This window comes from Micromonospora sp. NPDC051543 (assembly GCF_044454415.1).
Taxonomy (GTDB): Bacteria; Actinomycetota; Actinomycetes; order Mycobacteriales; family Micromonosporaceae; genus Micromonospora.
In genome coordinates this window covers 361,175-384,466 of sequence record NZ_JBITDT010000007.1, presented here as the reverse complement: position 1 = coordinate 384,466, position 23,292 = coordinate 361,175, and the positions used below count along the sequence as shown (strand labels likewise).

Sequence of the window (23,292 nt, the reverse complement as noted above, 5' to 3'; positions counted from 1 at the left end):
TCAGAGGGCGTCGAGGCCGCGCTCGCCGGTACGTACCCGGACGACCTCCTCGACACCGGTGACCCACACCTTGCCGTCGCCGATCTTGCCCGTACGGGCGGCGCCGACGATGGCGTCCACGATCTTTTCCACGTCGATCTCGTCGGTGAGCACCTCGACCCGGATCTTGGGCAGGAACTCGACCGTGTACTCGGCACCCCGGTAGACCTCGGTGTGCCCCTTCTGCCGTCCGTACCCCTGGACCTCACTGACGGTCAGCCCGGCCACGCCCAGGGCGTGCAGAGCTTCCTTCACCGCGTCCAGCTGGTACGGCTTGATGACCGCGGTCACCAGCTTCATGTCCAACCCCTCCATCTAAGGAACGTTAACCGGCGACCTTGGCGCTGACCGGCTCGGTGGACTCGGTCTCGGGAGCGGCGGTGCTCGGCGCGCCACCGGTGGAACCGATGCCGGCCATCGCGAACGCGCCACCCGTGCCGCCGCCCGACGGGGACAGGTCGTAGCTGCTCTCGGCGTGCTCGGAGATGTCGATGCCCTCGACCTCGGCCTCGTTCTTGACGCGGAAGCCGATCGTCTTCTCGATGACGAAGGCGAGCACCCAGGCGATGCCGAACGACCACGCGGTGACGATCAGACCGGCCAGGGCCTGCCGGCCGAGCTGGGTCACGCCGCCACCGTAGAACAGACCGTCGGAGGCGCCGACCACGTCGCTGATCGCGGCGTTGACCGAGTTGGTGGCGAACAGGCCGAGCCAGAGCGAGCCGATCCAGCCACCGACGAAGTGCACGCCGACCACGTCGAGGGAGTCGTCGTAGCCCAGCTTGTACTTCAGGCTGACGGCGAGGGCGCACACGATGCCGGCGACGATGCCGAGCAGGACGGACGCCCACGGGGCGATGAAGCCACAGGCCGGGGTGATCGCGACCAGGCCGGCGATGGCACCGGACGAGGCACCGACCATGGTCGGCTTGCGGTCCTTGATCCACTCGACCGCGATCCAACCGAGCACGGCGGCCGCGGTGGCGAGCTGGGTGTTGATGAAGGCGAGACCGGCGACCCCGTCGACGGTCAGCTCCGAGCCGGCGTTGAACCCGAACCACCCGAACCACAGCAGACCGGCGCCGAGCGCGACGAGCGGGATGTTGTGCGGCTTCATGCCCTCGCGGGGCCAGCCGAGACGCTTGCCGAGCACCAGGGCCACGGCCAGGGCCGCCGCACCGGCGTTGATGTGCACCGCGGTACCGCCGGCGAAGTCCAGCGCGTGGATGTCACCGCCGATGATGCCGCCGCCCCACACCCAGTGGGCGACCGGGAAGTAGACCAGGGTGGCCCAGCCGAACGCGAACAGCAGCCAGCCGGCGAACTTGGCCCGGTCGGCGATGGCACCGCTGATCAGCGCGACGGTGATCACGGCGAAGACCATCTGGAAGGCCATGAACACGTAGAGCGGGATGCCGATGCCGCTGGGGTTCTCCGTCGTGGCGCCCCACAGGTCGGTCTCGGCGAGGAAGGTCTTGGTGCCGAGGTACGCGCCCGGGTCGCCCCAGAAGCCGTTCACGTCGGTCCCGAAGGCGACGCTGAAGCCGTAAAACCACCACAGAATAGAGATGAGCCCGATGGCGGAGAAGCTCATCATCATCATGTTGAGTACGCCCTTGGCCCGGTTGAGGCCGCCGTAGAACAGCGCCAGTCCCGGGGTCATGAGCAGCACGAGCGCGGTCGAAACCAGCAGCCACGTAGTATTGGCGCCGTCGATCGTCGGTGCTTCAGGCACGCTGGCCTCCTAAAGGTGAAGTCCTCCTTCGCGGCTTTCCGGGGCAGCGTCGCCCGTAGGCCGGTTGCGCGGAAGCTTTGTTGCCGGCTGTTTCACCCAGGGTCCCGTGCGGGTTTCCAATTCGTGACGGCTTGTTTCGTACGTGTCACGGAGTCCGCACAGTCGTCAGCATGGACAATGGTGGATCGTTCGGACGGCGTACGTCGATGGCTGACCGGCCAGGCCCATCGACCGGTCCGCTTGACGGGCCCGGCCGAGCATCGACCGTTCCGCGCTCAGCGGAGGGCGTTCTCCAGAACGTGCCGCTCGTAGTCGAGCAGCCGCAGGTCGCGCATCGGACGCCGCAGGTGCCCCTTGTGCACGATCCGGACGAACGCCGGCTCGCCGGCGGCGGCCATCCGGCGGATGCCCTCGACGTGATCCACGATCCGCTTGCGGATGGTGCGGATCAGCCGGTGCCGGTCCCGCGGGATCAACCCGTACGCGTCGGCGAACAGACGGAGCCGGCGCGGCCGGTCCGGGTGCTTCCAGCCCAGGGTGATCGAGTCCCGGTCGGCGAAGATCGGGACCCACGTCCACGCCGCGTACGCCACGTCGTAGATCCGCGCGCCGGGCGAGGCGAGGTCGAAGTCGATCAGCCCGAGGGTGCCGTCCGGACGCCAGATCACGTTGTGCGGGGCGGCGTCGTGGTGGCAGATCACCTCGGTGTCCGGCGGCGGCGGGCCGAACGAGCGCCAGACGGCCCCGGCCGGCGGGGCGAAGCCGTACTGCGCGTCGTGGAACATCCGCAGCATGGTGGCGACGGTGACCAGCGCCTCGTCGGTCACCCAGTGCGGGGCGAGCGGGTACTCCCCGCACTCCCCCTCCAGGTACGACAGCACCTCACGGTTGCGCTCGTCCATCCCGAGTGCCCGGGGGGCGCCGGTGAAGCCGACGTACTCCAGGTGCCGGAGCAGGGCGTGCACGGACGGGGTCCACGGCCCGGCGTTGCGACGGACCGTGTCGCCGACCCGGACCACGGTGCTCACGTTCCCGCCGTGCAGCGGGATCTCCTGCGAAGTCACGTACGGTCTCCCGAGGCGCTGCGAGGAATGGCCGGGATCACGCCAGCCCGCGTACGCGCGATCGTCACTGGTCACCCGAGACTACGCGTCCCGTCCAGCGGGCTCGGTGCCCAGCAGCGCGTCGACGAACTGCGCCGGGTCGAACGGCGCGAGGTCGTCCTTGCCCTCACCGAGACCGACGAGCTTGACCGGGATGCCGAGCTTACGCTGAACGGCGATCACGATGCCGCCCTTTGCGGTGCCGTCGAGCTTGGTCAGCACCACGCCGGTCACGTTGACCACCTCGGTGAAGACCCGGGCCTGCTCCAGACCGTTCTGGCCGGTCGTGGCGTCGAGGATGAGCAGCGTCTCGTCGATCGGGCCCTGCTTCTCCACGACGCGTTTGACCTTGCCCAGCTCGTCCATCAGGCCGACCTTGTTCTGCAGGCGACCGGCGGTGTCGATGAGCACCGTGTCCACGCCGGTGTCGATGCCCCGCTTGACGGCGTCGAAGGCCACGCTTGCCGGGTCGGCCGCCTCGGGGCCCCGCACGGTCTCCGCGCCGACCCGTTCGCCCCAGGTCTGCAACTGGTCGGCGGCGGCGGCCCGGAAGGTGTCGGCGGCGCCGAGCAGCACGGTACGGCCGTCGGCGACCAGCACCCGGGCGACCTTGCCGCACGTGGTGGTCTTTCCGGCGCCGTTGACGCCGACCACCAGCACCACCGCCGGCACGCCGTCCTTGGGCGCGGTCCGCAGCGCGCGGTCCATGCCGGGCTCGAGGGCGTTGACCAGTTCGGCGGCGAGCAGCGCGCGGAGTTCGCCGGCCGAGCGGGTGCCCAGCACCCGGGTGCGCTCCCGCAGCCGGTCGACGATGTCGCGGGTCGCGTCCACGCCGACGTCGGCCGTGATCAGGCTGTCCTCGATCTCCTCCCAGACGTCCTCGTCGAGGTGGTCGCGGGCGAGCAGGCCGAGCAGGCCCTTGCCGAACACGTTCTGCGAGCGCGACAGCCGCGACCGGAGCCGGACCAGCCGCCCGGCGGTCGGCTCGGGCACCTCGACCTGCGGTTCGAGCACCGGCGGCGGCTCGACCAGGACACCGGTGGACAGATCGGACTCCGGTGCCTCGACCGGCGGACCGGCGAGATCCTCTTCGGCCCGGGTGTCGACCTCGGTGCGCGGAAGCGGCGGCTCGGGCCGCCGCCGCAGACGGGGCACGACCAGCCCGACTGTGCCGGCGATCAGCACACCGAGCAGGACCAGAGCGAGGACGAGATATTCGGCCATGCCGGAATCCTGTCAGATGCCGGCGACGGCGTCCCAGCCACCGCACCCGGCCGGTGCCCGGAAACCGGCGGTAGGCTCGCGTCATGCCCGCCGCACACCTCCTGATCGGCCCACTGCTGCGGCGAGTGGTCGACACCCGGGCGACGATCTGGGTGGAGACCGCCGCGCCCGCCGTGGTCACCGTCCGCACCGCCGACGGGGCCACCGGCACCGCGCCCACCTTCTCGGCGTACGACCACCACTACGCCCTCGTCGTGGTGGAGGGCCTCACCCCGGACAGCACCACCACGTACGAGGTGCTGGTCGACGACGAGCTGGTGTGGCCCGTGGAGAGCAGCGGCTTCCCGCCCAGCGTCATCCGTACCCGGGCGGTCGACGACCTGGACCAGCCGGTCAACCTGATCTTCGGTTCGTGTCGGGAGACCACCCAGCACGCCACCACCCGCAAGCTCCCACCGGACGCCCTGGACGCGTACGCCCGGCGGTCGATGGCGGACCCGGAGTCGAACCCGCTGCCGGACCTGCTGGTGCTCCTCGGTGACCAGGTGTACGCCGATGTCACCTCACCGACCGTGCGCCGACTGCTGCGCCGACGCCGTCGGCGGCCGAAGGGCGCTCCCGCCGATCAGGTGGTGAGCTTCGACGAGTACACGAAGCTCTATCTGGAGTCGTGGCGTGATCCGGAGATCCGCTGGCTGCTCTCCACCGTGCCCAGCGTGATGATCTTCGACGACCACGAGATCATCGACGACTGGAACACCTCGGCGTCGTGGCGTGCCGAGATGCGTGAGCAGCCGTGGTGGGCCGAACGGATCGGCAGCGGGCTGGCCTCGTACTGGGTCTACCAGCACCTGGGCAACCTCGCGCCGGACGAGATCGCCGCCGACCCGGTCTACGCCAAGGTCGTCGCCGCCGAGGACGCCACCGGCGTGCTGCGCGAGTTCGGGCACCGGGTCGACCAGGAGGCCGACCTGGCGCACGACACCGAGCGCTGGCGGGCCGTGCAGTACCAGTGGAGCTACGCGCTCGACCTGGGGCGTACCCGGCTCGTCATGCTCGACAACCGGTGCAGCCGCGTGCTGGAGCCGGAGAGCCGGGCGATGCTGCCGCCGGGTGAGTGGTCGTGGTTCCTGGACCAGGCCCACGGCGTCTACGACCACCTCGTGGTGGGCGCCTCGCTGCCCTGGCTGCTGCCCCAGGGCATCCACCACATCGAGGCGTGGAACGAGAAGCTGGCCGACTCGCGCCGACCGTGGGTGGCCCGGACGGCCGAGAAGCTGCGCCGGGCTCTCGACCTGGAGCACTGGGCGGCGTTCCGGCGGTCCTTCGAGGCCCTCGGTGAGACGTTCGCCCGGATCGGCACCGGTACGCCGAGGGCCTCCGGAGCACGGGTCGGCGCCGGTCCGGCGTACGCCCCACCGGCGTCGATCAGCGTGCTCTCCGGGGACGTGCACCACTCGTACGTGGCCCGGGCCCGGTTCGCCGACCCCGCGGTGGTCACGCCGGTACACCAGCTCACCTGCTCGCCGATCCACAACCAGGTGCCGGCCGGCATCCGACCGCTGATGAAGATGGGCTGGTCGTCGGGTCCTGCGGGCGCGACCCGGGCGTTGGCCCGCTCGGCGGGCGTCCGGCGGCCGGGGGTGCGCTGGCGCAAGCTGGCCGGGCCCTACTTCGGCAACGCGGTCGCCACTCTGACCCATCGGGGTCGGCAGGCCGAGGTGACGATCGAGGGCACCACCAGCGACGGTCACCTACGCCCCGTGATGAGCCGCCGCCTCTCCGGCGACGGGTGACCGGTCCTCGCCGTACTCTCTAGGCCGTGAGCGAGCATCAGCCGGAGCCGATCCGGGCCGTCGAGCACGAGCTGACCGCGCTGCTGCGTCGCGGGCGGGCGGTCTCCTGGGAGATCGCCCGCGAGGTGCACCCGACCCTCGAACCGAACACCTACGGGCTGCTGCTCTGGTTGCGGCGCAGCGGGTCGATCCGGCTGACCGAGCTGGCGGCGCGGCTCGGCGTGGGCAAGGGGACGCTCAGCCGGCAGATCAACGGGTTGGAGGCACTCGGCCTGGTGCACCGCGAGCCCGACCCGAGTGACCGGCGGGCGGCGCAGATCAGCCTCACCGAGGAGGGGCAGCACCGGTTCGATGTCGCCCGGTCCGCCCGGTTGGGCGAATTCCTCCGCGCGCTCGACGACTGGCCGGTCCGGGACGTGGAGGAGTTCGCCCGGCTCCTCGGCCGCTTCAACGATTCCTGGAGATGACCCCACGAGGCGGGGAATGTCGCCACCCCCCGGCAAGTTGTTGCTTGAGGCAACCAAAACGTACGGGCTGGAGGCACCACACGATGAGCCAGGCGACAGCGTCCCGAGCGCCCGCCGTCGACATGACCCACCGGCAGATCCTGGAGGCTCTCTCCGGGCTCCTGCTGGGCATGTTCGTCGCAATCCTCTCCTCCACGGTCGTCTCGAACGCGCTGCCGCGGATCATCACGGAACTGCACGGCGGTCAGTCCGCCTACACCTGGGTGGTCACCTCGGCGCTGCTCGCGACCACCGCAACCACCCCAATTTGGGGCAAACTTTCCGATCTGACCAGTAAGAAGACACTCGTCCAACTCGCCCTGGGCATCTACGTCCTGGGCTCGGTGCTGGCCGGCCTGGCGCAGGGCACCAGCGAACTGATCGCGTGCCGGGTGCTCCAGGGCGTCGGCGCCGGTGGCCTCACCGCCCTGGCCCAGGTGATCCTGGCGACGATCATCGCGCCGCGCGAGCGGGGCCGCTACAGCGGCTACCTGGGCGCCGTGATGGCCGTCGGCACCATCGGCGGCCCGCTGATCGGCGGCGTGATCGTCGACACCTCGTGGCTCGGCTGGCGCTGGTGCTTCTACGTCGGCGTGCCGTTCGCCATCGCCGCGCTGGTCGTGCTCCAGAAGACCCTGCACCTGCCGGTGGTCAAGCGCAGGGCGCAGATCGACTGGTGGGGCGCCACCCTGATCACGGCGGCGGTCTCGGTGCTGCTGATCTGGGTGTCCCTGGCCGGCGACCAGTTCGCCTGGGCGTCCTGGCAGACCGTCGCCATGGTCCTCGGCGCCCTGCTCCTCGGCGCGCTCGCCATCCGGGTGGAGACCCGCGCCGCCGAGCCGATGATCCCGCCGCGGCTGTTCCGCAACCGGACGATCACCCTCGCCGTCGTCGCCAGCGTCGCGGTGGGCGTGGGCCTGTTCGGCGCGTCGATCTTCCTCGGCCAGTACTTCCAGATCAGCCGGGGCGAGTCCCCGACGATGGCCGGCCTGATGACCCTACCGATGATCCTCGGCCTGCTGGTCGCCTCGACCGTGGGCGGGCGGATCATCACGAAGACCGGCCGCTGGAAGCGCTTCCTGGTAGCCGGTTCGGCGCTGCTCACCGTCGGCTTCGCGCTCATGGGCACCCTGCGCGCGGACACCAGCTACGCCCTGCTCAGCGTCTACATGCTGCTGGTCGGCGTCGGCCTGGGCCTCACCATGCAGAACCTCGTCCTCGCCGTGCAGAACACCGTCGGCACGCACGAGCTCGGCGCGGCCAGCTCGGTGGTGGCGTTCTTCCGCAGCCTGGGCGGCGCGATCGGCGTCTCCGCCCTCGGCGCGGTCCTCGCCCACAAGGTCAAGGACTACACCGCCGACGGACTGTCCCAGCTCGGCATCCCCGCGTCCAGCTCCGGCAGCGGCGGCACCCTGCCCGACGTGCACACCCTGCCCGGTCCGCTGCGGGCGGTGGTGGAGGCCGCATACGGCCACGGCGCCGGCGACATCTTCCTGGCCGCCGCCCCGTTCGCGCTGATCGCGTTGATCGCCGTGCTCTTCATCAAGGAAGTGCCGCTGCGCCAGCACAACGCCGGCCCGGTTTCCGGCGAGGGCGAGCGGGAATCGAATCCTGTCGTAGGCGCTGGCGCGGTCCCCGCCGGCGAGCAGAGGTGAGGTAGAGCCATGGGCGTGGGAGCACCGGACCGCGAGGAGTACGGCCCCCGGGTCAGCTCGCTTCCCTTCGAGCGCGGCACCGACGGCCCGAGGGTGATCATGGTGGGCGTCGACGGCACCCGTACCTCCGGGCGGGCCGGCTCCTACGCCGCAGGGCTGGCCCGCCGGCAGGGCGCCGCGCTCGTGGTGGTCTTCGTCAGCTCGGCGAGCGGCCTCACCTCCCTGGTGCCCGGAATGGACGCCGGCGCGGTCCAGCGCACCCACGACGAGCTGGCCGACGAGCTGCGCCGGGAGTGCCGACGCGGGGCCGAGCAGTTGGGCATTCCAGTGACGCTGCTGTGCCGACGCGGCGACGCGTACACCGAGCTGTGTGCGGCCGCCGACGAGTTCCGGGCCGACATGGTGGTGGTGGGCGCGTCCGAGCAGGCCGGTCACCGGCTGGTCGGTTCGGTCGCCACCCGGCTGGTCCGCAAGGGGCACTGGCCCGTCGTCGTGGTGCCCTGAATAACCCGTCGCGGACCGTCACACGTCCCGGGCAGGATGCGCGCCATGACGTGGACCGCACCGGAGATCACCCGGACCCCCGAACCGTACGTCGGCGACGAGCGCACGATGCTCGACGGCTGGCTCGACTACCACCGGCAGACACTGCTGCTCAAGTGCGCGGGCCTCACCGAGGAGCAGTTGCGCACGCCGAGCGTCGAGCCGTCCGGGCTGACCCTGCTCGGCCTCGTCCGGCACCTCGCCGAGGTGGAGGCGTGGTGGTTCCGGGAGAGCTTCGCCGGCGAGCGGGTCGACTACCCGTACTTCACGACCGAGAACCCGGACGCCGACCACGACGTGAGCGCCGCCGACGCCGAGAAGGACTTCGCCACCTTCCACCGGGAGGTGGCACTGGCCCGCGCGGCCGCCGCCGGGCACTCGCTCGACGAGACGTTCACCGAGGTCGGCCCGAAGAAGCGCACCTTCAACCTGCGCTGGGTGTACGTGCACATGATCGAGGAGTACGCCCGGCACAACGGCCACGCCGACCTGATCCGGGAACGCATCGACGGCGTCACCGGCGAGTGAGCGCCGCTTTAGGACGTGTGTCAAAGCCCCTGGCCGGCCTGAGGACTTTGACACACGCCCTAGTAGTCCAGAGCTGCCCGCAGGTAGCGCAGATCGGCGTGGCCGCCCCAGCGGTGCGCCGACAGCCCGGCGGACCGGGCGCCCCGTACCGCCCAGTCCTCGTCGTCGACGAAGAGCACCCGGGCCGGCGGGGTGGCCAGCGCCTGGCAGGCGGCCTCGAAGTACTCCGGAGCGGGCTTGTGCACGCCGAGCGTGGACGAGTTGACCACCACGTCGAACTCGCCGACCAGGCCGAGCGCGGCGAGGTCGGCGTCGAGCAGGTCGGTGGCGTTGGTGCCCAGGCCGACGGGAATGCCGGCGGCGCGCACCTCCCGGACGAAGTCCAGCACCTCGGCGTCGACCTCGCCCCGGTAGCGCTGCCACTGCTCGACGGCCGCGCGGGCCCGGTCCGGCCCGCCGGCCGGCTCGGCGAGCGCGTCGGCCACGCTGCTCACCCAGTCGGCGTGGCTGACCTGGCCGGTGAGCACCGGCTGGAGCCTCCCCCACTGCATGGCGATCTCGGTGAGCACCCCCTCGGAGAGGCCGTACTCCCGCTCGACGTCAGCGGCCACCGCCGGGTCCCACCGGCGCAGTACGCCGTCGAAGTCCAGCAGGAGCGCCTTCGCGCGTTCCCGAGCCACTACCCGTTCTCCTCGCCGCGGCCGGGCCGCTGGTCGTCCTTGTCGGCCCGGTTGAGCCGTTGACTGATCACCTGGGTGACCCCGCTGCGCATGGTCACCCCGTAGAGCGCGTCGGCGATCTCCATCGTCCGCTTCTGGTGCGTGATGACGATCAGCTGACTCTTCTCCCGCAACTGTGCCAGCAGCGTGATGAGCCGGCCCAGGTTCACGTCGTCCAGGGCCGCCTCCACCTCGTCCATGATGTAGAACGGGCTGGGCCGGGCGCGGAAGATCGCCACGAGCATGGCCACGGCGGTCAGCGACCGCTCGCCACCGGAGAGCAGCGACAGACGCTTGATCTTCTTGCCCGGCGGCCGGGCCTCGACCTCGACGCCGGTGGTGAGCAGGTCCTCGGGATCGGTGAGGATGAGCCGGCCCTCACCGCCCGGGAAGAGCACCGTGAACACCTGCTGGAACTCACGCGCGGTGTCCTCGAAGGCGCTGGCGAAGACCTCCAGGATCCGCTCGTCCACGTCCTTGACGACGGTGAGCAGGTCCCGTCGGGTGGCCTTGAGGTCCTCCAACTGCTCGGAGAGGAACTTGAAGCGCTCCTCCAGCGCCGCGAACTCCTCCAACGCGAGGGGGTTGACCTTGCCGAGCAGCGCGAGTTCGCGTTCCGCCTTGGCGGCCCGTTTTTCTTGCACCGGCCGCTCGTAGCGCACCGGCTCGGGCACCGGCAGACCGTCGCGTTCGGCGGCGGCCACGTCGACCTGGGTCGGTGGGACGAGCTGGCTCGGGCCGTACTCGGCGACGAGGGTCTCCACGTCCAGCCCGAAGTCCTCGGCGGCCTTCGCCTCCAGTTGCTCGATCCGCAGCCGCTGCTCCGCGCGGGCCACCTCGTCGCGGTGCACCTGGCTGGTCAGACGCTCCAGCTCGGCGGCCAGGCGCTTGGCCGCCCCGCGTACCTCCTGAAGCTCCGCCTCGCGGGCGGCGCGTTCGCGCGCCACGGCGTCGCGGTGCTGCTCGGCCGCCGCGATCGACGTGGTGAGCCGGGTGAGCGCCGCGCGGGCCCCGCCCGCGACGGCCCGGGCGATGCCCGCGCCCCGGGCGCGCGCGGCCCGCCGGGCGGCGGCGCGTTCGCGCGCGGCACGCTCCGCGGTGGCCTGCCGGGCGAGCGAGTCGGCCCGGCCGGCGATCGAGGAGACGCGCTCCTCGGCGGTACGCACCGCGAGCCGGACCTCCATCTCGTTCTGCCGGGACTGCGGCACCATGGCGGCGAGCTGGTCCCGCTCCTCGGTGGAGGGCTCGGCGTCGACCGGGGTCTCCTCGGCCAGCCGCAGCCGCTCCTGGAGCTCGTCGAGCGTGGCGAGGTCCCGTTGCCGGGCGGCCTCGGCGCGCGAGTGGGACTCGCCGAGCCGGTCGGTCTCCGCCTTCGCGGAGCGGGCGGCCGCCCCCAGCTCGGCGAGCCGGCGGGCGGCGGCGTTGCGGTGGCTCTCCGCCTCCCGCTTCTCGGCGGCGGCGTGCTGCACGGCCTCCTTCGCGGCCGTCACCTCGGCGCGCGCCTCGACGAGCTGGTCCCGCAGCTCCGCGCCGGTCCGCTCGGCGGTGAGCCGGTTGGCGCGGGCCTCCTCGACGGCCGCCTGCACCTCGATGTAGCTGGGCGCCTTGGCCGACCCGCCGGCCGCCGCGTACGCCCCGACCACGTCACCGTCCGGGGTAACGGCCCGCAGCTCGGGGTTGCCGGCGACCAGCTCGGCCGCCGCCGCGAGATCGTCGACGAGCGCCACGTCACGCAGCGCCCGGTGCACCGCCGGACGGATGTCGGGCTGGCACTCCACCAGGTCGGGGGCCCAGCGGGCGCCGTCGGGCAGCTTCGGGCGCAGCGCGTCGGCCGATCCGGTCATGCCGGGCCCGGCGGGGCTGCCGACCAGCAGACCGGCCCGCCCGGCGTCGGAGATCTTGAGCAGGCGCATCGCCTCGACGGCCTCGTCCACCCCGCTGACGGCGACCGCGTCGGCGAGACCTCCGAGCGCGGCGGCCAACGCGGCCTCGTGTCCGGGCGCGACGGTGAGCAGCCCGGCAAGGCTGCCGAGGAGGCCGGGAACGTCACCGGCGCGGGCCAGCAGCGCACCGGCGCCGTCCTTGCGCCGCAGGCCCAGCGCCAGGGCCTCCTCGCGGGCCTTCCAGGTGGCGGCGTCCTTCTCCGCGGCCCGCTCGGCATCGGCCAACGACCGGACGGCCGCCTGGGCGCGCTCCTGGACGGCGAGCGCCTCGGCGTGCCGGGCGTCCAGGTCCGCGTTGTCCCGGTCCGCCTCGGTGGACTGGGCGGCGACCGCGTCCAGGTCGGCCTGCGCCTGTTCGGCGCGACCCAGCGCGTCGGCGTGCGCGAGGGCGAGGCGTTCGATCTCCTCACCGGCGCTGGTGGTCCGGGCGCGGGCCGAGTTGACCTGGCCGGTGAGGCGGGCCAGGCCCTCGCGTCGGTCGGCGATGGCCTTGGCGGCGGCGACCAGCTCGCGTTCGGCGGCGACGAGCTGCCGTTCCAGCTCCTGGCGGTGCTCGACCGCCTCGGCCAGCCGGATCTGGTCGTCGGTGAGCGCCGCGCGCAGCTCCTCCTCCTGCTCGCGGACGCGCTCGGCCTCGGCCTCCAACTGGTCGGGGTCGCGGCCGGGGCGTTCGTCGTCGCCGCTGGCGCTGAGGTGCCGCAGCCGCTCGCGGGCGAGCTGTTCGATGGAGCGGAACCGCTCCTGCAGCGCGGACAGCTTGTACCAGGTGTCCTGCGCGGCGGCGAGGAGCGGCGCGTCCTCGGCGAGGGCGGCCTCCAACTCGCCGAGCCGGCCCTGCACCTCGGCGTGCTCCCCCTCGATCTGCTCGCGACGCTCCCGCAGCGCGGTCTCGTCGGCGATCTCCCGGTCGAGCGTGGTCCGCAGGGTGGCCAGATCGTCGGCGAGCAGCCGCAGGCGGGCGTCGCGCAGGTTGGCCTGGATGGCGGCCGCCCGTCGGGCCACCTCGGCCTGCCGGCCGAGCGGCTTGAGCTGACGGCGCAGCTCGGCGGTGAGGTCGGTCAGGCGGTTGAGATTCACCTGCATCGCATCGAGCTTGCGCAGCGCCTTTTCCTTGCGCTTGCGGTGCTTGAGGACGCCAGCAGCCTCCTCGATGAACGAGCGGCGGTCCTCCGGCTTGGCGTGCAGCATGCCGTCCAGGCGGCCCTGCCCGACGATGATGTGCATCTCCCGGCCGATGCCGGAGTCGGACAGCAGCTCCTGGATGTCGAGAAGGCGGCAGGTGTTGCCGTTGATCTCGTACTCGCTCTCGCCCGAGCGGAACATCCGGCGGGTGATGGAGACCTCGGTGTACTCGATCGGCAGCGCGCCGTCGGTGTTGTCGATGGTGAGGGTGACCTCGGCGCGGCCCAGCGGGGCGCGGCCGGCGGTGCCGGCGAAGATGACGTCCTCCATCTTGCCGCCGCGCAACGCCTTGGCGCCCTGTTCGCCGAGCACCCAGGCGATGGCGTCGACGACGTTCGACTTGCCGGAGCCGTTCGGGCCCACCACGCAGGTGATCCCGGGCTCCAGCTTCAACGTCGTGGCGGAGGCGAAGGACTTGAAGCCCTTCACCGTCAGGCTCTTGAGATACACCTTCTCGATCCTCGTCCAGTGGCCGCCGTACCGTCGCCGGCTGCGGGGACCTGGGTGAACCCGCAGACTAACCCGGTGACGGCACCCGCCCGGCACGCGACCCGCCCCGGGCCGTGCCGACGGCCCGCGCTCGCCCGTGGCGGAGGAGACAACGCGCTGTCGTCGCTGCAGTAACGGAAAGGCAAAGACCTTTCATGATCAGAATGCGGTTCGGCACGTTCTGCGATAACTGCGGGAGCGCTTAACGCGAGGCCGGTTACAAGATCATAAATCGTCGGCCGCGAAAGGGGCTGGACAGCGTTGCGCGCCGGCACATGAGTGTCGGCGCGCATTTTTGCGGTGGTGCTGCGATTCAGTTTTCCGACCCCGAAGATCAGGTCAGCGCCGGCTCGGCGAGACGGAGCAGGTCGTCCGCTTCCGCCGCAGCCGCCGCGAGCCGATCATTGTCGGCACGCAGACGCGTGATCTCGAACTCCAGTGCCTGAACCCTGGAACGCAGTCGGGTGACCTCGTCGAGCAGACGCCGGTCGGGCGCTGCACCTACGTGGCCGTAGAGGGCCTTCGCCATGCTGACTCCTTGATATGCGCTGCCGGAAAGGCCGGCCAAGCGCGCGCCCATTAAGTACGCGGCTGTCATTCCAGGTGTATCTGGGCATGACCGGGCGCGACTGGCGACACCTATATATTGAGCCGCAAACCCCTCCTTCGTCAAGTTCTCGCAGGCCGTAGATCATCTCCACGTCGACCTGTCCACTTGTCGGGGGGGCTGCCGCAAGGCACGGACACGCTCTGTCCGGACGCCTTTACTGTACGCCCGTATTCCCGGAAGTCACCGCCTTGGCGTCCGACTTCCTCTTAACTCTTCCTTAGCCACGTTGCCGCAGGTCGCGGGCGAGTCGTAGCGTCACCCGGGCCAACAACCGACCCCGTGGAGGCAGAGGCGTGTACGGCTGGACCGACCCGATGGACCCGAACGGCGCCGCCCGGCGCGCCGAGCGGCCGACCGACGAGCCGGACTGGCTGACAGACCGCCCGGAGCCCCGCTCGGCGTACCTGTTCGGGGACGACCCCGACCAGCCCGCTGACGAGTGGCACGCCGCCGAGCCCTCCCCCCGCTGGGAACCCGCCCCCATGAAGGCGTCGACCACTGGCCGGCCGGGCCAGGGGTGGGGCGACGAACCGACCGGCGACACACGGCCGACAGAGGTCACCCACGGGTGGCGCGACCAGACCGACGCGTACCCCACCGGAGGCAGGAACACGGAGGCCGCCGGCGACGGACGGACCGGCACCGGGCGGCACCGCTCGCCGCGGAGCTGGCGTCGCCCGCTCATGATCGGCGGCGCGGCCGCGACGGCCACCCTCGTGGTGAGCATCGGCGTCGGCGCGCTCGCGATGCCCGGCGGCAACGGCACAAACGACGAGCCGTCCGCCGTCGACGACACCGTCGCCGCCGCGCCCGCGGTCCCCACCGAGCAGGCGACCAGCGACACCCCGGCCCCACCGTCGGCGACCAGCTCACCCAGCCCAGCACGGCCGAGCCCGTCGCCGAGCAAGGTCGTCAAGCCGACGCCGGCCTCGTCGCGGACCACCGCCACGTCCCGCCGCAGCGTCGAGCGCAGCACCGCTCCGAGCACCGCCGGCGGCACCGTCAGCGATCAGGCCCGCGAGGTGGTGGACCTGGTCAACGCCGAGCGGGCCAAGGCCGGCTGCAAGGCGCTGAGCATCGACGACAAGTTGATGACCGCCGCGCAGCGGCACAGCCAGGACCAGGCCGACCACAGCAAGATGACGCACACCGGTAGCGACGGCAGCGACACGGGCGTCCGGCTGGACCGCGTCGGCTACGCGTGGCGTACCTACGGCGAGAACGTGGCGTGGAACCAGAAGACGCCGGCCGCCGTGATGGATGCCTGGATGAACAGCTCCGGGCACCGCGCCAACATCCTGAACTGCGCGTTCACCGAGATCGGCGTCGGTATCGCCAGCAGCAACGGGCCGTACTGGACGCAGGTCTTCGCGGCGCCGCGCTGACCGCGCATCGTCCACGCCCCCGCGCTCGTTGACCCGGTTGGGTACGCCGGGGTAGACGGCGGCGTGCCGGTGGGGGCGGCGACGGGCCGCCCGGGACCCGGGAGCTGCCGATGCGGATCCGGCCGCGGCGACGTCGCGCCGCACCCGCGCTGCGCCGGATCGTGTCGGCCGCCGTCGCGCTCGTCCTGGTGGTGCCGGCGTACGGCTGCCGCCGCGAGCTGATTCCGCCGGGCGCGCCCACCCCGTGGCCGGCCGCCCAGTCCCGCCACTGGCAGTGGCAGTGGCAACTCGACGGCCCGCTCGACGAGACGGTGGAGGCGGACGTCTTCCTGCTCGACCCGGTGGCGACCACGGCGGCGCAGACGGCCGAGCTGCGCGCACGGGACCGACGGCTGATCTGCCAGGTGGCGGTCGGCTCGGTGCGCCCGACCGACCCGGACGCCAGCCGACTGCCCGCCGTCGCGCTCGGCGCCCCCGGTCGACAGTCCGGCAGCCGGTGGCTGGACGTACGGGCCTGGGACGCGCTGGAGCCGGTGCTGGCCGACCGGTTCCGGCTGTGCCGGGGCAAGGGCTTCGGCGCGGTGGCGCTGGCTGACGCCGACGGGTACGCGCACCGCAGCGGTTTCCCTCTGGGCTTCGACGACCAACTGCTGTTCAACCGCCGGCTGGCCCGCCTGGCCCGGTCGCTGGACCTCTCCCCCGGGCTGGTCAACGACGTCCCGCAGCTCGCGGCCCTGGCGCCGGACTTCGACTTCGTGGTCAACGAGGAGTGTGTCCGGCTGGACCAGTGCGCCAAGCTGCTGCCGTTCGCGGACGCCGGCAAACCGGTCTTCCACGTCGAGTACGTCGGCACGACCGACGAGTTCTGCGTCACCACGGTCGGCTACGGCTTCGCGTCGATCCGCAAGGACCGGGAGTTGGATGCCTGGCGGGAGCCCTGCCCGCTGCCGTGACCGCCCGGCGCCCCCGTGCACGCCGGGAAGACACGTGCCGGGCCGCTGGTCGCGGCCCGGCACTCGGTCGGCTGCTCAGGAGACGGGCACCAGCTCCGGGGCGGGGGTCGGCGGATCGGTGGGAGCGGGCTCCGGACGCCGGCGCAGGAACCGCGGCGCCCACCAGTTCGCGTCCCCGAGCATGGTCATCAGAGCCGGCAGCACCACGCCCCGGATGATCGTGGCGTCCAGCAGGATCGCCGCCGCCAGACCGATGCCGAGTTGCTTCATGTCGATCGTGCTCAACGTGGCGAAGATCGAGAACACCCCGACCATCACGATCGCCGCGCTGGTCACCACCCCGGCCGACGACGTGATGCCGTACGAGACCGCGTCCCGGTTGGACATGCCGGCCCGTACCCCCTCGCGGATCCGGCTCACCACGAACACGTGGTAGTCCATCGAGAGGCCGAACAGCACCACGAACAGGAACAGGGGCAGCCAGGAGACGATCGCCCCCATCGACGTGAAGCCGAGCAGTCCCTCGGCCCAGTCACCCTGGAAGACCAGCACCAGCAGCCCGTACGCGGCGCCGGCGGAGAGCAGGTTCAGCACGATCGAGCTGGCGGCCACCACGACCGAGCGGAAGGTGAGCGTCATGACGAGGAACGTGAGCACCAGCACGAAGCCCATCACCAGCGGCAGCTTGTCGCGGACGTGCGCCGCGTAGTCCTCGCTGTCGGCCACGCTGCCGCCCACCGCGTACTCGATGCCGGGGATTCCCCGCAGCTCGGCCGGGACCAGGTCGGCGCGCAGCTTCTCCAGCGACTGCACCGACCGGTCGTCGCGGCTGGCGTACGGGGTGGCGACGTCCAGCACCGACACCCGCCGGTCGGCCGACACCTTGATCTTCGGGCCGTCCGCCTCGGTGGGGGCGAACAGCGGATCGGCGGAGGCGCGGGCGGCCAGGTCGGTGAGGGCCGCGCCGACCCGGTCGGCCTGGTCGGCCGGCGCGCGCACGGCCACCACGTGATTGGTGCCGGTGCTCGGGAAGGCGGCGGTGAGCCGGTCGTACGCCTGCATGGCCGGTGTGGTGCGCGGCAGGTCCTCCATGCCGGGGAACTTCAGCTTCATGCCGAGCGCCGGCGCGGCCAACGCGAGCAGCAGGCCGACCGAGATGACGAGCGTCGCCACCGGCGCCCGCAGCGCCGGACGCAGCACCGTCGGCCAGAGCCGGGGCGTACGCGCCTCGCCGTGCCGCCCCGTGCGCGGCGCGGTGAGGCGCCACAGCAGCGGCACCCGGGGACGGTCGACCCAGCGGCCCAGCCGGGCCAGCAGGGCGGGCAGTACGGTCAGCGAACCGGTCACCGCGACGGCCACCACCAGGATCGATCCCACGGCCAGCGACGAGAAGACGACGTCTCCGGCGAGGAACAGCCCGGCCATCGCGATGATCACCGCGACCCCGGAGACCACCACGGCATGCCCGGAGGTCTCCGCGGCGATCTCCACCGCGTCCAGCCCGGAGCGGCCCTTGGCGCGTTCCTCCCGCTCGCGGCGGATGTAGAACAGCGAGTAGTCGACCCCCACCGCCATGCCGATCAGCAGGATCACCGGTGCCGTGGTGTCGGTGGCCGGCACCAGGTGCGAGGCGAGCGTGGACAGACCCATCGCCGCGGCGACCGACGAGAGCGCCAGCAGCACCGGCACGCTGGCCGCGATCAACGCGCCGAACGCGATGATCAGAATGGCCAGGGTCACCGGCAGGCTCAGCAGCTCGGCCCGCTCGAAGTCCTTGCCGAGGGTGTCGTCAAGCGCCTGACCGATCGACGGCCCGCCGACCTGCTCGACGCGCACCTGGGGGTGCGCGCTCTGCACCCCGGCGGTGGCGTCCCGCAACGGCTGCACCCGGTCGGACGCCGTCTCCGGGTCGCCGGCCATGGTGATCGGCAGCAACAGCGCCGACCCGTCCCGCGCGGTGACCGGTGCGCCGATCTCGGCAACCCCGGTGACCGTACGCAGCCGGGCGGCGGCGTCGTCGGCGGCCGCCTTCGCCGCGGCCGGGTCCAGGGCGCCGCCCCGGGGGGTGATGAGGACGTTCTCCACGGCCGGGTCGTCGAAGGCCCCGCCGTCGATGATGAGGCTGGCCCGCCCGGCCTCGCCGATCGCCTGGTCGCCGCTGGTGGCCTCGTTGAGGCCGGCGGCGTTGCCCCCGACGAAGCACACCGCCACGAACACGACCCACAACGCGATCGCCCGCCACGGATGCTCGGCGCTCCACCGCGCCATCCGCACCGTCACCGGTCTGCTGCCCATCAGTGCCCCCCTGTCACGTCGACCCCCTGCCGACCGTGCTGACGTTAGGGGCGTGACGAGGCGGTCACATCGGGGAACGGCCCCGGCCCGCCCCGGAGTCGTCGGACCGGGGGCGGCGGGTCCGCCGGGCGGGCATCAACCCGCGATTCGGGCGTACGCCGGGGAACTACCCGGAGCGTCCGGCCGCGACCCGCCGACGCCGACCCGGAGCCGACTCCGGGTCATCCCCGAAGGGCACCCCGAGGCCGGGGCTGGCAGCGCGGGCAGCTGTACGAGGAACGGTTCATGAACGACTCCCGCCGGATCGGCGTACCGCAGCGCCGGCACGGCTCGCCCTCGCGGCCGTACGCGTTCAGCGCACGGTCGAAGTAGCCGCTCTCGCCGTTGACGTTGACGTAGAGGGCGTCGAAGCTGGTGCCGCCCTCCTTGATGGCCTCGGCGAGCACGTCCCGGACGTGGCCGAGCAGACGCTGGGCGGCCGGACCGGTGAGCGCGTCGGTCGGGCGGGCGCCGTGCAACCGCGCACGCCAGAGCGCCTCGTCGGCGTAGATGTTGCCCACCCCGGAGATCAGCGTCTGGTCGAGCAGGGCCCGCTTCACCTCGGTCCGCCGACGTCGCAGCGCGGCGACGAACGCCGCGTCGGAGAACTCCGGGTCCATCGGGTCACGCGCGATGTGCGCGATCTCGGCCGGCAGGTCGGCGCCGCCCTCGCTCACCGCGAGCCCGCCGAACGTGCGCTGGTCGACGAAGCGCAGCTCGGGCCCGTCGTCGGCGAACCGGAACCGGACCCGCAGGTGGGTCTCGTCAGGGGTGCCGGGCGGCTGGAGCAGCAACTGACCCGACATGCCGAGGTGCCCGACCACCGCGTCACCGCTGTCCAGCGGGAGCCACAGGTACTTGCCGCGCCGCCGGACGTCCAGGATCGTCCGGCCGGCGAGCACGTCGGCGAAGTGCGCGCCGCCGGGTACGTGCCGCCGGACGGCACGCGGGTGCCGGACCTCGACCGAGTCGATCCGTCGGCCGGTGACCCACTGGGCCAGCCCCTGCCGGACGGTCTCCACCTCGGGCAACTCAGGCACGGCCGGACCCCTGCTCCTGCGCCACGTCGGCCGGCATGACCTGCGCCAGGTGGTCGGCCTCCTCGGCCAGGGTCGCCTGATCGGCGCGCTCCAGCGGCCCGGCCGCGTCAATCTGGTCGGCCGTGTCGGCCTGGTCGGTCTGGTCGGCCGCGTTGTCCCTCTCGGCCTGCTCGTGCTGGTCGGAGAGCATCCGCCAGGCCGCCTCGGCGGCGCGCTGCTCGGCCTCCTTCTTGCTGCGCCCCTCCGCGCCGCCGTACCGGTTGCCGGCCACCACGACCCAGGCCGTGAACGTCTTGAGGTGATCCGGTCCGGTGCCCTCGATCCGGTACTCGGGTACGCCGAGGCCGAGCGCGGCGGTCAGCTCCTGCAGGCTGGTCTTCCAGTCCAGGGCAGCGCCCCGGCCGGCCGACTCGGCCATCAGCGGGTCGAAGAGGCGGTGGATCACGATCCCGGCGGTGTCCAGCCCGTACTGGAGGTAGATCGCGCCGAGCAGCGCCTCCAGGGTGTCGGCGAGGATGCTCGCCTTGTCCCGGCCACCGGTGGTCTCCTCACCCTTGCCCAGCAGCAGGTACGCGCCGAGACCGTCCGGGCCGAGGCCACGGGCCACGTCGGCGAGCGCCCGCATGTTGACCACGCTCGCCCGGAGCTTCGCCAACTGTCCCTCGGGCAGGTCCGGATGGTTGTGGAACAGGGCGGTGGTGATCACGACGCCGAGCACCGAGTCGCCGAGGAACTCCAGTCGCTCGTTCGTCGGCAGGCCGCCGTTCTCGTACGCGTACGAGCGGTGGGTCAGCGCGCGTTGCAGCAGGTCCGGCTCCAGGCTGACGCCGAACGCGGCTTCCAGGTGACCGACGGACGCCCGCCGCCGCTTGTCGTTGCTCATGATGTGCGTACCTCGGTGTCGGTGGGGCGGTCGGTGCGGTCCGTCGCGGCGTCGCCGTCCAGCAACGCGGAGACCAGATCGGTGGCACGGCGCCGCCACAGGTGGGCGGCGAGGGCGATGCCGGAGGCGACGTCGGCGGCCCGGGCGGAGCCGTGACAGACGACGACGGTCCCCGCGACGCCCAGCAGGGCCGCCGCGCGGGGAGCGCCACCCTCGGCGGGTGGGCCGCCGGCCATGGCGTACGCGCCCTCGATCGCCTTGAGCAGCACGTTACCGGTGAAGCCGTCGGTGACCACCACATCGGCGCGCGCGCCGACGGCCACGTCGTACCCCTCGACGAGGCCGACGTAGCGCGCCCCGCCGGGCAGCGGTTCGACGGCGAGCAGGGGGTCGGTGGCCCGGCGTACCCGGTCGCCCTTGCCGGCCTCGGTGCCCACCGAGAGCAGGCCGACCCGCGGCGCGGCGATCGAGTGGGCCACCGCGGCGTACGCGGCGCCGAGCACGGCGTGCCGGGCGAGGGTGGCGGGGCGGGGTTCCAGTGAGCCGCCCACGTCGAGCAGGACCACCGGCCCGGCGACCGCGGGCAGGGTGGCGACCAGGGCGGGCTGGCGGATCTCCGACCAGCGCCCGAGGCCGAGCACGGCAGCCGTGACCGTGGCGCCGGTGGCGCCGGCGGAGACGAGGGCGTCGGCGGTGCCGTCGCGGACGGCCATGACGGCGGCCCGGACGGTGCTCTCCGAGCGGGCGGCGCTGGGATGGTCGGCCATGCCGACGGCGGCGCGGACCGGCCGGACCGTGATCCGGGCCCGTTCGGCCGGCGCGAGGGCAGCGATCAGCCCGTCGGCGACCTCGGTCGGACCGACGAGCAGCAGGTGCAGGTCAGGGTCGGCGCGCATGGCCCGCAGAGCGCCGTCAACCACGACGGCGGGAGCGTCGTCCCCGCCGAGGAGGTCAACGGCGATCCGCGCGGTGCCCGGCTCCACCGGGACGCCGGCCGGAGTGGGCCGGGCGTCGGAGGGAGCCGGGGCACCGGGCGAATGCCAGGATGCGCGCGCCGCCCGACCTGGGGTCGGGGGCGTCACTCGGCGTCCAGGTCAGACCTCGAGAACCTGGCGGCCGTTGTAGGTGCCGCAGACGGAGCAGGCGGCGTGCGGCAGCTTCGGGGACTTGCACTGCGGGCACGCGACGGTCGCGACCACGGTCGCCTTCCAGTTCGCCCGGCGGGACCGGGTGTTGCTGCGCGACATCTTGCGCTTCGGGACGGCCACGGTTCTTACTCCTCTGTAACGGTCATTTGCGACAGGCCCGCCCAACGCGGGTCGATCTGCTGGTGACTGTGGTCGGCCGGCAGATCGTCCCAGTGCGCCCCACAGTCGGGGCACAGTCCTGGGCAGTCCTCCCGGCAGAGCGGGTTGGTCGGCAGCGTGAGCACCAACGCGTCCCGCAGCGCCGGCTCCAGGTCGATCAGATCGCCCTGCATCCGGCCCACCTCGTCCTCGTCGGTCGTGGCGTCCGTGGTGCTGTTCTCGTACGCGTACAGCTCCTGGATCGTCACGGCCATCGATTCGTTGATCTCGCGCAGGCAGCGCCCGCACTCGCCCCGGACGGGACCGGTGATGGTCCCCGAGACGAGCACACCCTCGGACACCGACTGCAACCTCAGATCGAGGTCGAGGTCCGCGCCCTCCGGTACGGCGATCAACTCCACACCGAGGTCCACCGGTGCCGGCACGACCCGCTGGACCTCACGCAACGCACCAGGGCGGCGCGGCAGGTCTCTCGTGTCGAGGACCAGCGGCGACCTGGGGTCGAGTGTCGATGGCGAGTGCTTGGGCATAGTAAGACTCCGGCCGGTGAGAGGCCGACAAAAAAGGTTACCTGGGCGACCGCCCGGCCGTCGAACCGGGGGCGACGCCGAGGCGCGAATGTCGGCTGGTGAGGTGCCGCTCAGAAGGGTAGCGGGCGTTCCGCCTCATCCCCACCGAAGGTGCCGATCTCCCGCAGCGCGTGCATCTTGTCGCGGCCACGCTCTATCGAGGCGAGGGCCCGGGTGAGGAACTGCTCGAAGTTGGCCAGCGCCGTGTCGACGTAGTCGTCGACCTCCTCACGCAGCCGCTGCGCCTCGGCACGGGCCTCGGCGATGATCCGGGCACCCTCGTGCTCGGCTGACACGGTGATCTCGTTCACCGACACGAGGCGGGCGTGTTCTGCCTCACCCTCGCTGATGATCCGGTCCGCCTCGCGCTTGCCCGCGTCCATGATCTTGTCGCGCTCCTCCAGGAGCGCGGCGGCGCGACGCAGGTCGGCGGGGAGGTCCGCGCGCATCTCGTCCAGAGCGGCGATCATCTCGCCCCGGTCGACCATGCAGTTGTTCCGCGACATCGGGACGGAGCGCGCCTGCTCCACCATGGCGATCAGTTCGTCGATGCGATCGAGCGGGTCCACCGGTACCTCACTCCTGTCGTTCGTCGGCCGACCTCCATGATGCGGGCTACGGCCGGTTTCCCGCTGCGCCCATCATGGCCTGCCCGCCCCACCCGATCCCCCACCACCCCAACCCGGCGAGTCGCGACATGGTCACTCCCCGCCCCCCGCTGCCCCTCGATTCGCGTCGATCTTGCACTT

General features: G+C 72.1%; 21 protein-coding genes. 7 read left to right on the top strand and 14 right to left on the bottom strand.

Annotation, left to right across the window (positions count from 1 at the left end):
• From ACIA3K_RS15955 to ftsY, 4 genes are all read right to left on the bottom strand, one after another.
• Positions 1–339, bottom strand: a complete 339-nt coding sequence (locus ACIA3K_RS15955; RefSeq protein WP_007456507.1) for a P-II family nitrogen regulator — start codon at positions 337–339, stop codon at positions 1–3.
• A 25-nt stretch (positions 340–364) separates the two neighbouring features.
• Positions 365–1,774: an ammonium transporter gene (locus ACIA3K_RS15950; RefSeq protein WP_396801729.1), complete on the bottom strand. Its 1,410-nt coding sequence runs from the start codon at positions 1,772–1,774 to the stop codon at positions 365–367.
• Positions 1,775–2,049: 275 nt separating this feature from the next.
• Positions 2,050–2,913 carry a phosphotransferase gene (locus ACIA3K_RS15945; RefSeq protein ID WP_396801728.1) on the bottom strand — a complete coding sequence of 288 codons (864 nt, stop codon included), beginning with the start codon at positions 2,911–2,913 and terminating at the stop codon, positions 2,050–2,052.
• A 6-nt stretch (positions 2,914–2,919) separates the two neighbouring features.
• The gene (gene ftsY, locus ACIA3K_RS15940; RefSeq protein ID WP_396801727.1) at positions 2,920–4,101 is read right to left on the bottom strand and encodes a signal recognition particle-docking protein FtsY; all 1,182 of its coding nucleotides are present in this window, start codon (positions 4,099–4,101) and stop codon (positions 2,920–2,922) included.
• Positions 4,102–4,184: 83 nt separating this feature from the next.
• Here ftsY and ACIA3K_RS15935 point away from each other — a divergent pair, with 83 nt between their 5' ends.
• The 5 genes from ACIA3K_RS15935 to ACIA3K_RS15915 all read left to right on the top strand — a co-directional run bounded on the left by ACIA3K_RS15935 (position 4,185) and on the right by ACIA3K_RS15915 (position 9,129).
• Positions 4,185–5,897 carry an alkaline phosphatase D family protein gene (locus ACIA3K_RS15935; RefSeq protein WP_396801725.1) on the top strand — a complete coding sequence of 571 codons (1,713 nt, stop codon included), beginning with the start codon at positions 4,185–4,187 and terminating at the stop codon, positions 5,895–5,897.
• A 26-nt stretch (positions 5,898–5,923) separates the two neighbouring features.
• Entirely contained in the window at positions 5,924–6,364 is a 441-nt protein-coding gene (locus ACIA3K_RS15930) for a MarR family winged helix-turn-helix transcriptional regulator (protein WP_396801723.1), read from the top strand.
• Positions 6,365–6,447: 83 nt separating this feature from the next.
• The gene (locus tag ACIA3K_RS15925) at positions 6,448–8,058 is read left to right on the top strand and encodes an MDR family MFS transporter (protein WP_396801721.1); all 1,611 of its coding nucleotides are present in this window, start codon (positions 6,448–6,450) and stop codon (positions 8,056–8,058) included.
• Between the two features lie 9 nt (positions 8,059–8,067).
• Complete coding sequence (locus tag ACIA3K_RS15920; protein WP_396801720.1) at positions 8,068–8,562, top strand: universal stress protein; 495 nt, start codon at positions 8,068–8,070, stop codon at positions 8,560–8,562.
• Positions 8,563–8,607: 45 nt separating this feature from the next.
• On the top strand, positions 8,608–9,129 hold the full coding sequence (locus tag ACIA3K_RS15915) for a DinB family protein (RefSeq protein WP_396801718.1): 522 nt from the start codon (positions 8,608–8,610) through the stop codon (positions 9,127–9,129).
• A gap of 59 nt (positions 9,130–9,188) precedes the next feature.
• Here the strand turns inward: ACIA3K_RS15915 and ACIA3K_RS15910 are convergent, their stop codons facing one another.
• The 3 genes from ACIA3K_RS15910 to ACIA3K_RS15900 form a co-directional block, all read right to left on the bottom strand.
• Positions 9,189–9,809 carry an HAD family hydrolase gene (locus tag ACIA3K_RS15910; protein WP_396801716.1) on the bottom strand — a complete coding sequence of 207 codons (621 nt, stop codon included), beginning with the start codon at positions 9,807–9,809 and terminating at the stop codon, positions 9,189–9,191.
• Positions 9,809–13,423 (bottom strand): chromosome segregation protein SMC, encoded by a 3,615-nt coding sequence (gene smc / locus ACIA3K_RS15905; RefSeq protein ID WP_396801715.1) that lies wholly within the window; start codon positions 13,421–13,423, stop codon positions 9,809–9,811. Before smc ends, ACIA3K_RS15910 begins: the two co-directional genes overlap by 1 nt.
• A 373-nt stretch (positions 13,424–13,796) precedes the next feature.
• Positions 13,797–13,991, bottom strand: a complete 195-nt coding sequence (locus ACIA3K_RS15900) for a hypothetical protein (RefSeq protein WP_030487463.1) — start codon at positions 13,989–13,991, stop codon at positions 13,797–13,799.
• A gap of 395 nt (positions 13,992–14,386) precedes the next feature.
• On the opposite strand from ACIA3K_RS15900, the gene ACIA3K_RS15895 reads away from it, so the two are divergent.
• The gene (locus ACIA3K_RS15895; RefSeq protein ID WP_396801763.1) at positions 14,387–15,457 is read left to right on the top strand and encodes a CAP domain-containing protein; all 1,071 of its coding nucleotides are present in this window, start codon (positions 14,387–14,389) and stop codon (positions 15,455–15,457) included.
• Between the two features lie 110 nt (positions 15,458–15,567).
• Entirely contained in the window at positions 15,568–16,410 is an 843-nt protein-coding gene (locus ACIA3K_RS15890; protein WP_396801714.1) for an endo alpha-1,4 polygalactosaminidase, read from the top strand.
• A gap of 75 nt (positions 16,411–16,485) precedes the next feature.
• Here ACIA3K_RS15890 and ACIA3K_RS15885 read toward each other — a convergent pair whose 3' ends face one another.
• The 7 genes from ACIA3K_RS15885 to ACIA3K_RS15855 all read right to left on the bottom strand — a co-directional run bounded on the left by ACIA3K_RS15885 (position 16,486) and on the right by ACIA3K_RS15855 (position 23,112).
• Positions 16,486–18,705, bottom strand: a complete 2,220-nt coding sequence (locus tag ACIA3K_RS15885) for an MMPL family transporter (RefSeq protein ID WP_396801712.1) — start codon at positions 18,703–18,705, stop codon at positions 16,486–16,488.
• 221 nt (positions 18,706–18,926) lie between these two features.
• Positions 18,927–19,784 (bottom strand): bifunctional DNA-formamidopyrimidine glycosylase/DNA-(apurinic or apyrimidinic site) lyase, encoded by an 858-nt coding sequence (gene mutM / locus ACIA3K_RS15880; RefSeq protein WP_396801710.1) that lies wholly within the window; start codon positions 19,782–19,784, stop codon positions 18,927–18,929.
• On the bottom strand, positions 19,777–20,667 hold the full coding sequence (rnc, locus tag ACIA3K_RS15875) for a ribonuclease III (RefSeq protein WP_396801708.1): 891 nt from the start codon (positions 20,665–20,667) through the stop codon (positions 19,777–19,779). Before rnc ends, mutM begins: the two co-directional genes overlap by 8 nt.
• Positions 20,664–21,650: a phosphate acyltransferase PlsX gene (locus tag ACIA3K_RS15870; RefSeq protein WP_396801707.1), complete on the bottom strand. Its 987-nt coding sequence runs from the start codon at positions 21,648–21,650 to the stop codon at positions 20,664–20,666. Before ACIA3K_RS15870 ends, rnc begins: the two co-directional genes overlap by 4 nt.
• A gap of 111 nt (positions 21,651–21,761) precedes the next feature.
• The gene (gene rpmF, locus ACIA3K_RS15865; RefSeq protein ID WP_030335284.1) at positions 21,762–21,935 is read right to left on the bottom strand and encodes a 50S ribosomal protein L32; all 174 of its coding nucleotides are present in this window, start codon (positions 21,933–21,935) and stop codon (positions 21,762–21,764) included.
• Positions 21,936–21,940: 5 nt separating this feature from the next.
• A complete protein-coding gene (locus ACIA3K_RS15860) occupies positions 21,941–22,504 on the bottom strand; it encodes a YceD family protein (RefSeq protein WP_355051548.1) in 564 nt (187 codons plus the stop codon).
• A 110-nt stretch (positions 22,505–22,614) separates the two neighbouring features.
• Positions 22,615–23,112 carry a hypothetical protein gene (locus ACIA3K_RS15855; RefSeq protein WP_234590503.1) on the bottom strand — a complete coding sequence of 166 codons (498 nt, stop codon included), beginning with the start codon at positions 23,110–23,112 and terminating at the stop codon, positions 22,615–22,617.
• Positions 23,113–23,292 lie beyond the last annotated feature (180 nt).

Coding starts and splice junctions, on each gene's coding strand:
- ACIA3K_RS15885 (WP_396801712.1), bottom strand. CDS start 18,705: ATGGGCAGCAGACCGGTGACGGTGCGGATGGCGCGGTGGAGCGCCGAG.
- ACIA3K_RS15935 (WP_396801725.1), top strand. CDS start 4,185: ATGCCCGCCGCACACCTCCTGATCGGCCCACTGCTGCGGCGAGTGGTC.
- ACIA3K_RS15895 (WP_396801763.1), top strand. CDS start 14,387: ATGGACCCGAACGGCGCCGCCCGGCGCGCCGAGCGGCCGACCGACGAG.
- ACIA3K_RS15890 (WP_396801714.1), top strand. CDS start 15,568: ATGCGGATCCGGCCGCGGCGACGTCGCGCCGCACCCGCGCTGCGCCGG.
- ACIA3K_RS15920 (WP_396801720.1), top strand. CDS start 8,068: ATGGGCGTGGGAGCACCGGACCGCGAGGAGTACGGCCCCCGGGTCAGC.
- rnc (WP_396801708.1), bottom strand. CDS start 20,667: ATGAGCAACGACAAGCGGCGGCGGGCGTCCGTCGGTCACCTGGAAGCC.
- ACIA3K_RS15955 (WP_007456507.1), bottom strand. CDS start 339: ATGAAGCTGGTGACCGCGGTCATCAAGCCGTACCAGCTGGACGCGGTG.
- ACIA3K_RS15900 (WP_030487463.1), bottom strand. CDS start 13,991: ATGGCGAAGGCCCTCTACGGCCACGTAGGTGCAGCGCCCGACCGGCGT.
- ACIA3K_RS15925 (WP_396801721.1), top strand. CDS start 6,448: ATGAGCCAGGCGACAGCGTCCCGAGCGCCCGCCGTCGACATGACCCAC.
- ftsY (WP_396801727.1), bottom strand. CDS start 4,101: ATGGCCGAATATCTCGTCCTCGCTCTGGTCCTGCTCGGTGTGCTGATC.
- ACIA3K_RS15915 (WP_396801718.1), top strand. CDS start 8,608: ATGACGTGGACCGCACCGGAGATCACCCGGACCCCCGAACCGTACGTC.
- ACIA3K_RS15860 (WP_355051548.1), bottom strand. CDS start 22,504: ATGCCCAAGCACTCGCCATCGACACTCGACCCCAGGTCGCCGCTGGTC.